Below are 13,252 nucleotides of genomic sequence, written 5' to 3'. Positions count from 1 at the left end.
CCCTCACCCCGTCTTCCCCAAATGCTCCAGCGCATCCTCGGCGCGCAGCGGCACGCGGGACGCCTCGTTGTTGAGATCGACGAGCTGCGCCATCAGCCCCATTAGCGCCTTGCGCTCGGTGGGCTTGAGCGGCTCCAGCATGCGCGCTTGCGCACGTTCGACCGCGGGGATGATCTCGCGCAGGATCGCGGCGCCCGGTTTGGTCAGATAGAGCAGCTTGATCCGCTTGTCCTCGGGCGCCGGCTTGCGCTCGACAAAAGCCTTGGCCTGGAGCCGTTCGATCACGCTGCCGAGCGTGGAGCGGTCGAAGGCGATCACCGCCGACAGCCGCGTCGCGTCGATGCCGGGATGGGTGTGGATCGCGATCAGCGCCGCATATTGCACCGGGGTCAGATCGAACGCCTTGCACTCCTCCATGAAGATCGAGACCGCGATCTGCTGCATGCGCCGGAACAGATAGCCCGGCGCGGCATAGACCGCGTCCATCGTGATCGGAGGCGGCGGCTTACTCGGCATCGGGCTGCTTCTCCGGTGCGGCATTGGCAAAGGCGGCCAGCGCCTTGGCGGCGGCTTCGGCTTTGAGCAGGCGCGGATATGCCGCGACATCGACGCCGAAGCGGCGCGCATTGGCAAGCTGCGGCACCAGGCAGAGGTCGGCAAGCGTTGGCGCAGCGCCGAAGCAGAACGGCCCCGGCTCGTCCCTGATCAGCGCCTCGCAGGCCGACAGCCCCTCGCGATTGACCCAGGCGGCCCAATCCTGGACCTTCTCTTCGGCAAGTCCGAGCTCGCGCAGCCGCGCCAGCACCTTCAAATTCTGCACCGGGTGGGTGTCGCACGCGATCGCCAGCGCGAACGCCCGCACCTTGGCGCGCTGCAGCGGATCCTTCGGCAGCAATGGCGGGTTGGGGTGCGTTTCGTCGAGCCATTCGATAATCGCGACCGATTGCGTCAGCACTGCACCCGCATCATCCTCCAGCGCCGGCACCAGGCCCTGCGGATTGATGGCGAGATAGCTAGGGGCGCATTGCTCGCCCTTGCGAAGATGATGCGGCAAATGCTCGGCACCGAGGCCCTTGAGGTTGAGCGCGATCCGCACGCGGTAGGCGGCGCTGGAGCGGAAATAGCCGTGCAGCTTCATCGGAACCCTCCCGTGAATTCTCTCGTTACTTAGCAAGAGCGGCTGCCATTGACGCTACAAAGATTGTCAGTATGCTGTCAATCTACAGAAAAACGACGGGAGCCGCGCCATGGAAGCCGTGACCAAGACGCCGGAACGCGAGGCGTTCTACAAGAAGATCGACGGCGAAAATCTCACCGCGCTGTGGACGGTGATGAGCGATCTGATCACGCCGGAGCCGAAGAGCGCTTGCCGCCCGCACCTCTGGAAGTTCGACATCATCCGCGACTACATGACCGAAGCCGGCAAGCTGATCACCGCCAAGGAAGCCGAGCGACGGGTGCTGGTGCTGGAGAACCCGGGCCTGCGCGGCCAGTCCAAGATCACGACATCGCTTTATGCGGGCGTGCAGATGGTGGTGCCCGGCGACGTCGCGCCCGCGCACCGGCACAGCCAGTCGGCGTTGCGCTTCGTGCTCGAAGGCAAGGGCGCCCACACCGCCGTCGACGGCGAGCGCACCGCGATGGAGCCCGGCGACTTCGTCATCACGCCGTCGATGACCTGGCACGATCATTCCAACGAGACCAACGAGCCGATGTTCTGGCTCGACGGCCTGGATATTCCGCTGGTGCAGTTCTTCGACTGCTCCTTCGCGGAAGGCTCCAAGGAAGACCAGCAGAAGATCACAAAGCCCGCCGGCGACAGCTTTGCCCGCTACGGCCACAATCTGCTGCCGGTCGATGTGAAGCGCTCATCGAAGACCTCGCCGATCTTCAGCTACCCCTATGCCTTCACCCGCGAGGCGCTGGAGAAAGCCAGGACGAGCCAGGAGTGGGACGCCTGCCACGGGCTGAAGCTCAAGTTCAGCAACCCCGAGACCGGCGATTTCGCGATGCCGACCATCGGCACGTTCATTCAGTTGCTGCCCAAGGGGTTCAAGACCGCACGCTACCGCGCGACCGATGCGACCGTGTTCTGCCCGATCGAAGGCCGAGGCCGCAGCCGCATTGGCGACGCCGTTTTCGAGTGGGGCCCGCGCGATCTGTTCGTGGTGCCGAGCTGGCAATGGGTGACACACGAGGCGGATGACGACGCCGTGCTGTTCAGCTTCTCGGACCGGCCGGTGCAGCAGAAGCTGGATCTGTTTCGCGAGGATCGCGGCAACGCTTGACGGTCTCGTAGGGTGGGCAAAGGCGCAACGCGCCGTGCCCACCATGCCTCCGCAAGTGATGAAAGAAATGGTGGGCACGCTATCGCTTTGCCCACCCTACGGCAGCGCGGATTGCAACTACCGCCAATGCAACAATCGCGTCTCCAGCAAATTAATCACCTTCCCCACCACAAGCCCGAACACCGACAGGATCGCCACGCCGGCGAGCAGCTGATCGGTCTGCATGAGATTGCCGGCCTGGAGCACGAAGGCGCCGATGCCGTATTGGGCGCCGATCATCTCGGCGCTGACGACGAGCAGCAGCGCCACCGACGACGTGATGCGGAAGCCGGCGAGGATCGCGGGCAGCGCGCCGGGCCAGACCACCTTGCGCACAATGGTGGCGAAGGGAACGTTGAAGCTTTGCGCCATGCGGATCAGGTTGCGCGGCACCGCATCGACGCCGCTATAGACCGAGATCGCGGTCGAGAAGAACACCCCGAGCGCAATGGTCGCGATCTTCGGCTCCTCGCCGATCCCGAGCCAGAGGATCAAGAGCGGCAGCAGCGCGATCTTCGGGATCGGGAACAGCGCGGAGATGAAAGTGATGCCGACGCTGCGCGCCAGCCGCGACAGGCCGATGGCGAAGCCGACGGCGACGCCGGCCGCTGTGCCGAGCAGCCAGCCGACGCCGATGCGCAGCAGCGACGCCGAGAGATGCTGCCAGAGCGCGCCCGACAGCGCGAGTTCGTAGATCGCCCGCACGATGGCCGATGGCGGCGGCAGGAACAGGGGGTTGACGAGGCCGGTGCTGCCCGCCGCTTGCCAGATCGCAATGACCAGCGCGAGCGCGATCCAGCCGCCGAAGCGGCTGCTGGCGGGCACGAAGCCCGCACCGCGGAAGCGGACACGCCGTGTCGCGTCGCCCTTGGATGATGTACCCGCCGCGCGATCAAGCATGCTGCACCTCGCGCTCGGCATCGATCGCCTCGTTGCGGATCAGCGACCAGATCTGGTTCTGCAGTGCGAGCAATTTCTCTCGTGCCGCCGCTTCGCCGCGCGCGGCCCGCGTCATCGGCACCGTCACGACCTCGCGGATGCGCCCGGGCCGCCGCGACAGCACCACGATGCGGTCGGCGAGCCGCGCGGCCTCTTCGAGATTATGCGTGACATAGACCGCGCCCATGCCGCCATCTGCGAGCAGGCGGACAAAATCCTCCATCAGCAGCTCGCGCGTCTGCGAATCCAGCGCCGACAGCGGCTCGTCCATCAGCAGTATCGCAGGCTTCACCGCAAGCGCGCGCGAAATGCCGACGCGTTGGCGCATGCCGCCCGAGAGCTGCTTCGGATAGGTCGCGCGGAAATCGGTCAGGCCGGTGCGGCGCAAGGCATCATCGACCAGCGCGCGGCGCTGCGCGGCCGAGAGTTGGGTATGCAGCAGCGGGAATTCGACGTTCTCCTCCACCGTCGCCCAGGGCAGCAGCGCGAAATCCTGGAACACGAAGGTCAGCGGATTGAGACTGTCTGCCGGCGGCACGCCGCGCAACTCGGGTGCGCCGGAGGTCGGCTGCAACAGCCCGCCGAGGATCGACAGCAGCGTGCTCTTGCCGCAGCCGGAGGGACCCACGATCGCCACCACCTCGCCGGCACTGACGGTAAAGGAGACGTCATCGAGCACAGCGAGATCGCCGAAGCGGTGGGTGATGTGGTTGGCGATCAGGTCCATAGGCGGCGCCTCACTGTCAGTCCGTCATCCTGAGGTGCGAGCATTGCGATGCGAATGCATCGCGATGGGAGCCTCGAAAGATGAGCGGCCCCGCTGCATCCGGGCCGTGCATTCTTCGAGGCTCGCTTCGCGAGCACCTCAGGATGACGGGTCTGGAAAGGTGAGCGCAGCATCAATCCGCCTTCACAAAATCCTTGGCGATGATCGTATTCGCATCAAAGCCCTTGTCCGCGAATCCCTGTTCCTGCAGCCATTTGATCTGGTTGTCGACGTTCTTGACGTCGAGCTTGCCGTCCGGATCGATATAGGCGCAGTTGCCGACCACCTGCTCGACCGGCAAATTGGTGTATTTGGCGATGATCTCCAGCAACGGCTTTGTCTTGTCGTTGATCGGAGCTGTGCCGTCCTTCATCGAAGCCAGGATGACGTCGTGATATTCGCGATCGGCCTTGGCCAGCGCGCCGAGCAGCTTGGTCACCAGCACGTTGTTGGTCAGTGTCTTCGGCGAGGCGAACACCGCGCCCAATTGCCAGGGCGTCTCGTCGCCGACCCAGCCCAGGAATTTCGCGCCGCCTTCGTCCATCAGTTTTCGTGCGGTGGAGATTGGCAGCAGCGCCGCATCGACTGTCTCGCCCTTCAACGCGGCGGCTGCGTTCGACAATGACTGGAGTGGCACGATCTTCACCTCAGCGAGCTTGAAGCCGTATTTGCCGGCGAGCAGGCCGAGCGAATAGTGGAAGGATGATCCGACCTGGGTCATCGCGATGCGCTTGCCCGCTAGGTCCTTCGGCGTCTTGAGGCCGCTCGCATAGGCGCTGTTGCTGGCGAAATAGCCGATCAGGGGATAGCCGGCCTTCTCGCGGCTCATACCGCCGATCACCTTCAGCACGCCCTTGCCGGCGAGATTGTAGAGACCCGCGGTGAAAGCCGTGACGCCGAAATCGACATCGCCCGAGGTAGTGGCGACCGCGATCGGCTGCGCCGCGTCGAAGAACTTCAGCTCGACGTCGAGGCCGGCCTCGCGGAAATAGCCCTTGTCCTGCGCGATGAAGACCGGCGCGGAGGATGACAGGCGAAGCACGCCGATCCTGGCCTTCAGTGCGTCTTCGGCCCGGGCCGTGCCCATCGCCATCATCGCCAAAAGGCCAGCTGCCGCGAGCCGCGCAATCCCGATCATCCCGCTTCCTCCAGTGGTTCTTCTTGCAGTCCGTTACAGGCCCTCGGGCACCGGCTGGTCCCGCCCGATGAAGGCGCCCTGTTGTTTCAACGTTTCCTGCAACTTTTCAACTTGTATCTCGCGCGGGATCCGGTTTCCGGACAGCGCCAGAGCCGCAGCGGAACCGGCCGCCTCCCCCATCACGAAACAGGCCCCGGAGACCCGCGCCGCCGACTGGCCCTCATGGGTCATCGAGGCGCAGCGGCCGGCGACCAGGAGGTTATCGACACCCTCGGGCACCAGCATCCGGTACGGCAGCTCGTTATAGCCGCGCGATTCCGGGATCGGCGGGAAGGTGAAGACGACGTCGCCGGGAACATGGGCCTCGATCGGCCAACCATTGACGCCGATGGAATCCTCGAACGAGGCGCAGCCAAGCACGTCCTCGCCGCTGAGCTGGTAGCCGCCCCTGATGCGGCGGGTCTCGCGGATGCCGAGTTGCGGCGGCAGGTCGACGATGTAGGATTTTTCAAAACCCGGCACGGTGCGCAAGAATTCAAAGGCGGCGAGCGCCTGCTTGCGGCCCTCGATCTCGCCGCGGGTGAGATCGTCGGGCTCGACACCATTGATGGCGTGGCCGTCTTCGCGGGCCACTTGTGTGAAATTCACCCGCCATTCGATGCCGGATTTTTGCGGCCGCACGATCGCGCTCTTGCGCGGGAATCTGTGCGTGCCGGCGGCAGTGGCCTCTTCCATCAATTGCGGGATGGTCCGCCAGGCATCGCCCGCCTTTGCGGGATCGATGCCATTGAGGCGGAGCATCATCGACGGGTACATCGGGTGACCGTGTTCATCGCCAATGTCGAACGGCGCGCCGGCCCAGACCGCGAGATCGCCATCGCCGGAGCAATCGATGAAGATCTCTGAGCGTACCGCCTGCCGGCCGGCCTTGGTCTCGACCATCAGCGCATCGATGCGGCGGTCATCGCCCATCACGACGCCGGCACCGAGCGCATGGAAGAGGATGTGGACCTTGTGGCTGGCCAGCAATTCGTCGGCCGCGATCTTGTAGGCCGCGGTGTCATAGGCCTGGGCAAAGACCTTGCCGAGGATCAGATGCGGCGCGTTGAGGCCATTCAGATGATCGATCCGCGCCAGCAGATCGGACGCCATGCCTTGCACGAGACGGCGGGCCTGACCATAGACATTGCCATGCAGGCCGCAGAAATTGGTGACGCCGGCCGCCGTGCCCATGCCGCCGAGAAAGCCATAACGCTCGATCAGCAGCGTCTTCCGTCCGGCGCGCGCGGCCGAGGCCGCGGCGACGATGCCGGCCGGACCGCCGCCGAGCACGACGACCTCGTATTCGCCGTAGAGCGGCACCTGACGTGCTGGTTCATTGATCGTCGTGGCCCGCATGGTGCGTCCTTCCCAAAACCCTTTGCTTGGGGGCGACTATGAATTAACGCGGCCCGCGCTACAATCCATCAGAATAAGCGATCAGCTTTCGCGAATTGAGAAAGGTCGACATGGACATCCTCGTGAACCTCCAGGCCTTCCTTGCCACCGCGGACGCAGCCGGCTTCTCCGCCGCCGCGCGAAAACTCGGTGTCTCGACCTCGGTGGTGGCAAAACGCGTCACGCAGTTGGAGGCGCGGATCGGCACGCCGCTGTTTCACCGCTCGACCCGGCAATTGCGGCTGACCGAGGCCGGTCAACGCTATGTGCATCGCGCGCGCGGCGTGGTCACCGACGCCACCGATTTGCTCTCGCGCATGGGCGAGAAGGGCCACGATCTCGTCGATCACCTCCGCATCAAGGCGCCGACCTCGCTGACGGTGGCGCGGCTTGCGGACGCGTTCAGCGCTTTCCAGACGCAGAACCCGCGATTGAAGCTCGAGATCGTGCTGATCGATCGTCCGGTCGATCCGGTGACCGAGGGATTCGACATCGCCATCGGCGCCTTCCCTCACGCCTTCGGTGGCGTCGTCGACGAACCGTTGTGCGCGCTGAAGCGGCTGCTCTGCGCCTCACCGGCCTATTTGAAGAAGCACGGCACGCCAAAGCATCCGCGCGACCTCGTCGAGCATCGCTGCCTCAGCTTCCTGCCGACCGGCCCGGAATGGATATTTGACGGGCCGCGCGGCCGCATCAGCATCCAGGTCAGTCCGCTACTCTCCTCCAACGAGGGGCATGTGCTGGCGCGCAGTGCGATCGCGGGCAACGGCATCGCGCTGATGTCGCACTATCTCGTCGCCGATGCGTTGCGCGACGGCACGCTCAGGCCGGTGCTGCGCGACTTTCCAATTCCGGAATTGTGGGTCAAGGCGGCGATCCCCGAGCGGCGACGCAACGCGGCGGCAGTGCAGGCGCTGCTGACTTTGCTGAAAACGTCACTCGCATCGTCGCTATAAGACGCGCGGCCGCTCACCTTTCAATGCCGCCCCAATTCGCCGCGCGCTTCTCGGCGAACGAGGCCAGTCCCTCCGCCGCCTCGGCGCTCTGGCGCTTGAGCGCATGCAGTTGGACGAGCCGCGTGTACGCCGCATCGTCCACGGCCATTCCACCGAATGAGCTCTCCAGCGCCAGCCGCTTGGTCTCGGCCATCGCCTCCGGGCCGTTGGCGAGCAGCTGCTCCACTACCTTGATGCCGGCGGCTTCGAGATCGGCAAGCGGCACCACCTCATGGACGAGGCCGATGCGGCGCGCGTCTTCGGCGCCAAAGCGTTCGCCGGTCAGCGCGTAACGGCGGACTTGCCGTACACTCATGGCGTCGCAGAGCTGGGGGATGATGATCGCGGCGGTCAGGCCCCAGCGCACCTCGGTGATGGAAAACAGGGCATTGTCGGCGGCGATCACGATGTCGCAGGCCGCGATCACGCCGGTGCCGCCGCCAAAACAGCCACCCTGCACCAGCACGACCGTCGGGATCGGCAATTTGTTGAGCCGCTGTACCGCCTCGAACGTCGCCCGGGACGCCGTCTCGTTGGCTTCAGGCGATTGCGGCCGCACGCCGTTGATCCATTTGAGGTCGGCGCCGGCCTGAAAATGCTTGCCATTGCCCTTGAGCACGACGACGCGGAGGTTAGGCTTCTGGCCGAGATCGTCCATGGCCGCGAGCACGCCGGCGATCAGGGCGCCGTCATAGGCGTTGTTGACCTCCGGGCGGTTGAGCGTGACGATCGCAACACCACGCTCGTCGAGGGTCCACAGGACAGGGTTGGCAGTCATCGGCGATCCTCCGGTCAACTTGATTGCCGCGTACTATGGACGAGGCGATGGACCCCGATCCATATCTTTCCGGCGTGGGGCGGTCGCGCCCATCGCATGGCGGCTTGTGTCATGCTGGCGCCGGGCGACGACCAAGAGACCAGGCCAGGCGATCAGGGACGGGACATTTCTATGCGCATCTGCATTTTCGGCTCGGGCGCCGTCGGAAGCCATCTCGCGGTCAGGCTCGCGCGCGCCGGCCACGAAGTCTCATGCGTGATGCGCGGCGCGCATCTCGAGGCGGTGCGCGCCAATGGCCTGAAGCTGCGCGTCGGCGATTCCGAGGTCTCGGCCAAGGTGAACGCCTCCGGCGACCCGGCCCAGCTCGGCCCGCAGGACGTAGTGATCTCGGCGCTGAAGGCCACCGCGTTGACCGGACTGGTCTCCAGCATCAAGCCGCTGCTCCAGGACGACACCGCCATCGTTTTCGCCCAGAACGGCATTCCCTGGTGGTACGGTATCGGACTGCCGCCGCGACACCCGACACCGCCGGACATTTCCTTCCTCGATCCGGGCGGGCGCCTGCGCGCCTGTATCCCGAAGGAGCGGATCATCGGCGGGGTGGTCTTCTCCTCCAACGAGGTGACCGCGCCCGGCGTGGTGCAGAACCTGACGCCGGATCGCAACCGCCTCCTGATCGGCGAATGCGACGACCGTAATTGCGAGCGCATCACGAAGCTGCGCGGCGTGTTCAACGACGCGCGGCTGGAATCGCCGCCGGTGGCCGAAATCCGCGAGGCGATCTGGTCAAAGTTGCTGACCAACATGTCGCTGTCGGTGCTGTGCCTGCTCACCGGACAGACCGCGCGCGGCGTGCGCGACGATCCCGCCTTCTCCGAACTCATCCCGCGCATGCTGAACGAGGCCAACGACATCGCCCAGCACTTCATTCCCGAGGTCAAGCGCGTGACGCGCAGCGGCCCCGCCCCCAACCACAAGCCGTCGCTGCTCCAGGACTACGAGCTCGGCCGCGCCATGGAGATCGACGTGCTGGTGAAGGCGCCAGCCGCCTTCGCGCGCACCGCCGGCCTGTCGACGCCGACGCTCGATCTCATTGCGGCGCTGGCGATCCAGAAGGCGCGCGACAAGGGGCTTTACGCCGCCTGAGCCTCAGGCGAGCGCATCGATCCAGGCCGTGAGCGTGTCGAGCACTTCCGCAAGCGCCTGTTCGTTGGTGCGGCCGGACTTCTTCAGCACCGCGAAGGAATGATCGCCGCCTTCGATCTCATGCAGCGTCGCCTTCGCCCCAAGCGCCGCGACGACGGGCCTGAGAAGGCCGAGATCAGCCAGCCCATCGCGCGTGCCTTGCAGGAACAGCATCGGAATCTCGACCTGGGTGAGATGCTCGGCACGCTCGGTCGACGGCTTTTTGTCGGCATGCAGGGGAAAGCCGAGAAAGGCGAGGCCCTTCACACCCAGCAATGGCGTCTTGGCTTGCGCCTGCGAGGTCATGCGCCCGCCGAACGACTTTCCACCGGCGATGAGCATCACACCCGGGCACAGCCGCGCCGCCTCCTCGACCGCCGCGCGAATCGTGCCATGCGCGACCGCCGGCTGGTCGGGACGGCCCTGCTTGTTTTCCATGTAGGGAAAATTGAAGCGGAACGTCGCGATGCCGCGATGGCTGAGGCCCTCCGCGATCTTGTCCATGGATGCATGCCGCATCCCCGCGCCGGCGCCATGCGCCAGTACGTAACAGGCGCGCGCATTGTCCGGCCGCATCAGGATCGCCGAGACCGCACTGACGCGGTCGATGCCGAGCTTGAGCTCTTGAGTTTTGACAGCCACAATCAACCATCCCATCAGACGCGTTTCCGGCCGCCTTGGTAGCGTCACCGGCGCAGCCTGAAAACACAATAATTGCCGCAGTGGACTGGCCTACCAGGCCGGCAAGCCGCATCAACCGAGGTAATCATGTCCTACCGTTCCTCCTGGATGACCGAAGAGCTCGAAATCTTCCGCGACCAGTTCCGGAAATATCTCGCCAAGGACCTGGCGCCGCATGCCGAGAAATGGCGCGAGCAGAAGATGGTCGATCGCTTCGCCTGGCGCGGGCTCGGCGAGATGGGCGCGCTGCTGGCGAGCGTCCCGGAGGAATATGGCGGGCTGGGCGCGACCTTCGCCTATGACGCCGCGGTGCTGGACGACCTCGAAAGCACGGTGCCGGAGCTGACGACCGGCGTCTCCGTGCACAGCGCCATCGTCGCTCATTACATTCTCAACTATGGCTCCGAGGAGCAGAAGAAGCGCTGGCTGCCGAAGATGGCTTCGGGCGAGATGGTCGGCGCCGTCGCCATGACCGAGCCCGGCACCGGCTCGGACCTTCAGGCGGTGAAGACAACCGCGAAGAAGCAGGGCAATTCCTACGTCATCAACGGCCAGAAGACGTTCATCACCAACGGCCAGGCCGCCGATCTCGTCGTGGTCGTCGCCCGCACCGGCGAGGCCGGCGCCAAGGGCATCTCCCTGATCGTGGTCGAGACCGCAGGCGCCGACGGCTACAAGCGCGGGCGCAACCTCGACAAGATCGGCCTGCATGCCTCCGACACGTCGGAGCTGTTCTTCGACAATGTCACGGTGCCGCCGGAAAACCTGCTCGGCAAGGAGGAAGGCCAGGGTTTTGCCCAGCTGATGCAGCAGCTGCCGCAGGAGCGCCTCGCGCTCGCGGTCGGCGCCGTCGCCTCGATGGAGCGCGCCGTCAAGCTCACCACCGAATACACCAAGGAGCGGAAGGCCTTCGGCAAGCCGCTGATGGATTTCCAGAACACCGCCTTCACGCTTGCCGAGCGCAAGACCGAAGCGATGATCGCGCGCGTCTTCGTCGACTGGTGCATCGAGCGCCTGGTCGCCGGGGATCTCGACACCGTCACCGCGTCGATGGCGAAATACTGGTGCTCGGACAAGCAGGTCCAGACCGCCGACGAGTGCCTCCAGCTGTTCGGCGGTTACGGCTACATGCAGGAATATCCGATCTCGCGCATCTTCATCGATTCCCGCATCCAGAAGATCTATGGCGGCACCAACGAGATCATGAAGCTGCTGATCGCCAGATCCTTATGATCAGGTCGCTGTAGGGCGGCGCTACCGCGCCCTCCGATCACAACCTGCTTGTCACGTGTGGCTCCCCGCCATACGCTGCCTGTCGTCGGCAGCCGCCGTCTGGTCTCGTTTGCCTCGAGTCGGGAGAATTGCGAATGGCTTACGTCTCGCGACGGAAACTGCTTCAGCTTGCGGCTGTTGCGCCATCGGCACTTCCTGCGGCCTGGACGTCGGTTGCATCCGCCGCGGGCGGAAAGAAGATCCTGATTGCGGTGATGCAATCGGATCTTCGCATCACCGATCCCGGCTTCACGACGGCCATCATCACCCGCGACCATGGCTACATGGTCTACGATACGCTGCTCGGCATCGATTCCAGCTTCAAGGTGCGGCCGCAAATGGCCGACTGGGCGGTATCCGCAGACAAGCTGACCTATACCTTCACCCTGCGCGACGGCCTGAAATGGCATGACGGCGCGCCGGTGACGGCGGAGGATTGCGTCGCCTCACTGAAACGCTGGGGCACGAGCGTCGACGGCATGGCGCGCAAGCTGATGGACTTCACGGCAGGCATCGAAGCCGCAGACGCCAAAACAATCGTCCTCAAGCTGAAGGAGCCTTATGGCCTTGTGCTGGAGACGATCGCCAAGCCATCGTCGATCTGCGCCTTCATGATGCCCAAGCGGCTCGCGGAGACCCCGATCAACAAACAGATTCCGGAGCAGATCGGCTCCGGCCCGTTCAAGTTCGTGGCTGCCGAATTCCAGCCGGGCGTGAAAGCTGTCTACGACAAGAACACCGACTATTTGCCGCGCAATGAGCCGGCCGAATGGACATCGGGCGGCAAGGTGGTCAAGGTCGACCGTGTCGAGTGGCTGACGATGCCGGACGCACAGACCGCGCTCAACGCGCTGCAATCCGGTGATGTCGATTTCGTCGAGACGCCGCCGTTCGACCTGCTGCCCACGCTCGAGTCCAATCCGGACATCAACGTGGCAATCCTGAACAAGTTCGGCTTCCAGTCGTTCGGCCGGATGAACTTCCTGCATCCGCCGTTCGACAATGTGAAGATCCGCCGCGCCGCGCTGCTCGCGATCAACCAGAAAGACGTGCTCGACGCGCAGATCGGCAATCCCAAATACTACAAGTTCTGCGGCGCATTCTTCATCTGCGACACCCCGCTGGCCAGCGACGCCGGCGGCGAGACCCTCATCAACGGCAACGGCATGGCGGACGCCAGGAAGGCGCTGGCCGAGTCCGGCTATGACGGCACGCCCGTGGTGATCCTGGCGCCGACCGATCAGATCCTGCTGAAGGCGCAGCCGGTCGTGGCCGCGCAGCTTTTGCGCGAGGCCGGTTTCAAGGTCGACCTTCAGGCGATGGACTGGCAGACCGTGGTCACCCGCCGCGCCAACCAGAAGCCCCCGAAGGAAGGCGGCTGGAGCATGTTCTTCACCTACCAGGGAGCCGCCGACTCGATGAACCCGCTCGTCAATGGCGCGATGGTCGGCAAGGGCAAGGAGGGCGGCTGGTTCGGCTGGTCCGAGGACCCCAAGCTCGAGCAGCTGCGCGACGCTTTTGCCCGCGCCACCTCGCCGGAGGAGCAAAAGAAAATTGCCCTCGACGTGCAGAAAGAGGCCTACGATCAGGTGATCTACGTTCCGCTCGGCCAGTTTCAGGCGCCGAGCGCATGGCGCAAATCGCTCACCGGCGTGATCGACGGCCCGGCGACGCCGATGTTCTGGAATGTGGACAAGAACGAGTGAGCGGCGGTTCAAGCGCAGCAAAGCGCGG

13 protein-coding genes are annotated in these 13,252 nt (G+C 64.8%); 5 read left to right on the top strand and 8 right to left on the bottom strand.

All coding sequences use genetic code 11. From position 1 onward, the window contains the following. Positions 1–3: 3 nt before the first annotated feature. Positions 4–516 carry a MarR family winged helix-turn-helix transcriptional regulator gene (locus tag ACP2YP_RS03520; RefSeq protein ID WP_426422277.1) on the bottom strand — a complete coding sequence of 171 codons (513 nt, stop codon included), beginning with the start codon at positions 514–516 and terminating at the stop codon, positions 4–6. Continuing rightward, on the bottom strand, positions 506–1,138 hold the full coding sequence (maiA, locus tag ACP2YP_RS03515; RefSeq protein ID WP_426422276.1) for a maleylacetoacetate isomerase: 633 nt from the start codon (positions 1,136–1,138) through the stop codon (positions 506–508). Before maiA ends, ACP2YP_RS03520 begins: the two co-directional genes overlap by 11 nt. A 109-nt stretch (positions 1,139–1,247) precedes the next feature. Here maiA and gtdA point away from each other — a divergent pair, with 109 nt between their 5' ends. Beyond that, positions 1,248–2,288, top strand: coding sequence for a gentisate 1,2-dioxygenase (gene gtdA / locus ACP2YP_RS03510; RefSeq protein WP_426422274.1), 1,041 nt, complete (start codon positions 1,248–1,250; stop codon positions 2,286–2,288). A 117-nt stretch (positions 2,289–2,405) separates the two neighbouring features. On the opposite strand, the gene ACP2YP_RS03505 is transcribed toward gtdA, so the two are convergent. From ACP2YP_RS03505 to ACP2YP_RS03490, 4 genes are all read right to left on the bottom strand, one after another. After that, complete coding sequence (locus ACP2YP_RS03505; RefSeq protein ID WP_426422272.1) at positions 2,406–3,227, bottom strand: ABC transporter permease; 822 nt, start codon at positions 3,225–3,227, stop codon at positions 2,406–2,408. Next, positions 3,220–3,993, bottom strand: a complete 774-nt coding sequence (locus ACP2YP_RS03500) for an ABC transporter ATP-binding protein (protein ID WP_426422271.1) — start codon at positions 3,991–3,993, stop codon at positions 3,220–3,222. The genes ACP2YP_RS03505 and ACP2YP_RS03500 overlap by 8 nt, the downstream gene beginning before the upstream one ends. 172 nt (positions 3,994–4,165) lie before the next feature. Continuing rightward, entirely contained in the window at positions 4,166–5,170 is a 1,005-nt protein-coding gene (locus ACP2YP_RS03495) for an ABC transporter substrate-binding protein (RefSeq protein ID WP_426422269.1), read from the bottom strand. Between the two features lie 33 nt (positions 5,171–5,203). Then, the gene (locus tag ACP2YP_RS03490; protein WP_426422266.1) at positions 5,204–6,568 is read right to left on the bottom strand and encodes an FAD-dependent oxidoreductase; all 1,365 of its coding nucleotides are present in this window, start codon (positions 6,566–6,568) and stop codon (positions 5,204–5,206) included. Between the two features lie 110 nt (positions 6,569–6,678). Between ACP2YP_RS03490 and ACP2YP_RS03485 the strand changes: the two genes are divergently transcribed. Next, positions 6,679–7,563 (top strand): LysR family transcriptional regulator, encoded by an 885-nt coding sequence (locus ACP2YP_RS03485; protein WP_426422264.1) that lies wholly within the window; start codon positions 6,679–6,681, stop codon positions 7,561–7,563. A gap of 13 nt (positions 7,564–7,576) precedes the next feature. Here the strand turns inward: ACP2YP_RS03485 and ACP2YP_RS03480 are convergent, their stop codons facing one another. Then, positions 7,577–8,380, bottom strand: a complete 804-nt coding sequence (locus ACP2YP_RS03480) for an enoyl-CoA hydratase-related protein (RefSeq protein WP_426422263.1) — start codon at positions 8,378–8,380, stop codon at positions 7,577–7,579. Positions 8,381–8,551: 171 nt separating this feature from the next. On the opposite strand from ACP2YP_RS03480, the gene ACP2YP_RS03475 reads away from it, so the two are divergent. Beyond that, the gene (locus tag ACP2YP_RS03475) at positions 8,552–9,526 is read left to right on the top strand and encodes a ketopantoate reductase family protein (protein WP_426422262.1); all 975 of its coding nucleotides are present in this window, start codon (positions 8,552–8,554) and stop codon (positions 9,524–9,526) included. A 3-nt stretch (positions 9,527–9,529) separates the two neighbouring features. On the opposite strand, the gene ACP2YP_RS03470 is transcribed toward ACP2YP_RS03475, so the two are convergent. Next, entirely contained in the window at positions 9,530–10,207 is a 678-nt protein-coding gene (locus ACP2YP_RS03470) for an alpha/beta family hydrolase (protein WP_426422261.1), read from the bottom strand. Between the two features lie 126 nt (positions 10,208–10,333). Here ACP2YP_RS03470 and ACP2YP_RS03465 point away from each other — a divergent pair, with 126 nt between their 5' ends. Together ACP2YP_RS03465 and ACP2YP_RS03460 are read left to right on the top strand one after the other, a co-directional pair. Further along, positions 10,334–11,479 (top strand): acyl-CoA dehydrogenase family protein, encoded by a 1,146-nt coding sequence (locus ACP2YP_RS03465; protein WP_426422260.1) that lies wholly within the window; start codon positions 10,334–10,336, stop codon positions 11,477–11,479. A gap of 134 nt (positions 11,480–11,613) precedes the next feature. Further along, on the top strand, positions 11,614–13,224 hold the full coding sequence (locus ACP2YP_RS03460) for an ABC transporter substrate-binding protein (protein WP_426422259.1): 1,611 nt from the start codon (positions 11,614–11,616) through the stop codon (positions 13,222–13,224). Positions 13,225–13,252 lie beyond the last annotated feature (28 nt).

The sequence above is a fragment of the Bradyrhizobium genosp. A genome, from assembly GCF_049949275.1.
GTDB lineage: Bacteria > Pseudomonadota > Alphaproteobacteria > Rhizobiales > Xanthobacteraceae > Bradyrhizobium.
This window is presented reverse-complemented; position numbering and strand designations above follow the sequence as displayed.

Coding starts and splice junctions, on each gene's coding strand:
- ACP2YP_RS03520 (WP_426422277.1), bottom strand. CDS start 516: ATGCCGAGTAAGCCGCCGCCTCCGATCACGATGGACGCGGTCTATGCC.
- maiA (WP_426422276.1), bottom strand. CDS start 1,138: ATGAAGCTGCACGGCTATTTCCGCTCCAGCGCCGCCTACCGCGTGCGG.
- gtdA (WP_426422274.1), top strand. CDS start 1,248: ATGGAAGCCGTGACCAAGACGCCGGAACGCGAGGCGTTCTACAAGAAG.
- ACP2YP_RS03505 (WP_426422272.1), bottom strand. CDS start 3,227: ATGCTTGATCGCGCGGCGGGTACATCATCCAAGGGCGACGCGACACGG.
- ACP2YP_RS03500 (WP_426422271.1), bottom strand. CDS start 3,993: ATGGACCTGATCGCCAACCACATCACCCACCGCTTCGGCGATCTCGCT.
- ACP2YP_RS03495 (WP_426422269.1), bottom strand. CDS start 5,170: ATGATCGGGATTGCGCGGCTCGCGGCAGCTGGCCTTTTGGCGATGATG.
- ACP2YP_RS03490 (WP_426422266.1), bottom strand. CDS start 6,568: ATGCGGGCCACGACGATCAATGAACCAGCACGTCAGGTGCCGCTCTAC.
- ACP2YP_RS03485 (WP_426422264.1), top strand. CDS start 6,679: ATGGACATCCTCGTGAACCTCCAGGCCTTCCTTGCCACCGCGGACGCA.
- ACP2YP_RS03480 (WP_426422263.1), bottom strand. CDS start 8,380: ATGACTGCCAACCCTGTCCTGTGGACCCTCGACGAGCGTGGTGTTGCG.
- ACP2YP_RS03475 (WP_426422262.1), top strand. CDS start 8,552: ATGCGCATCTGCATTTTCGGCTCGGGCGCCGTCGGAAGCCATCTCGCG.
- ACP2YP_RS03465 (WP_426422260.1), top strand. CDS start 10,334: ATGTCCTACCGTTCCTCCTGGATGACCGAAGAGCTCGAAATCTTCCGC.
- ACP2YP_RS03460 (WP_426422259.1), top strand. CDS start 11,614: ATGGCTTACGTCTCGCGACGGAAACTGCTTCAGCTTGCGGCTGTTGCG.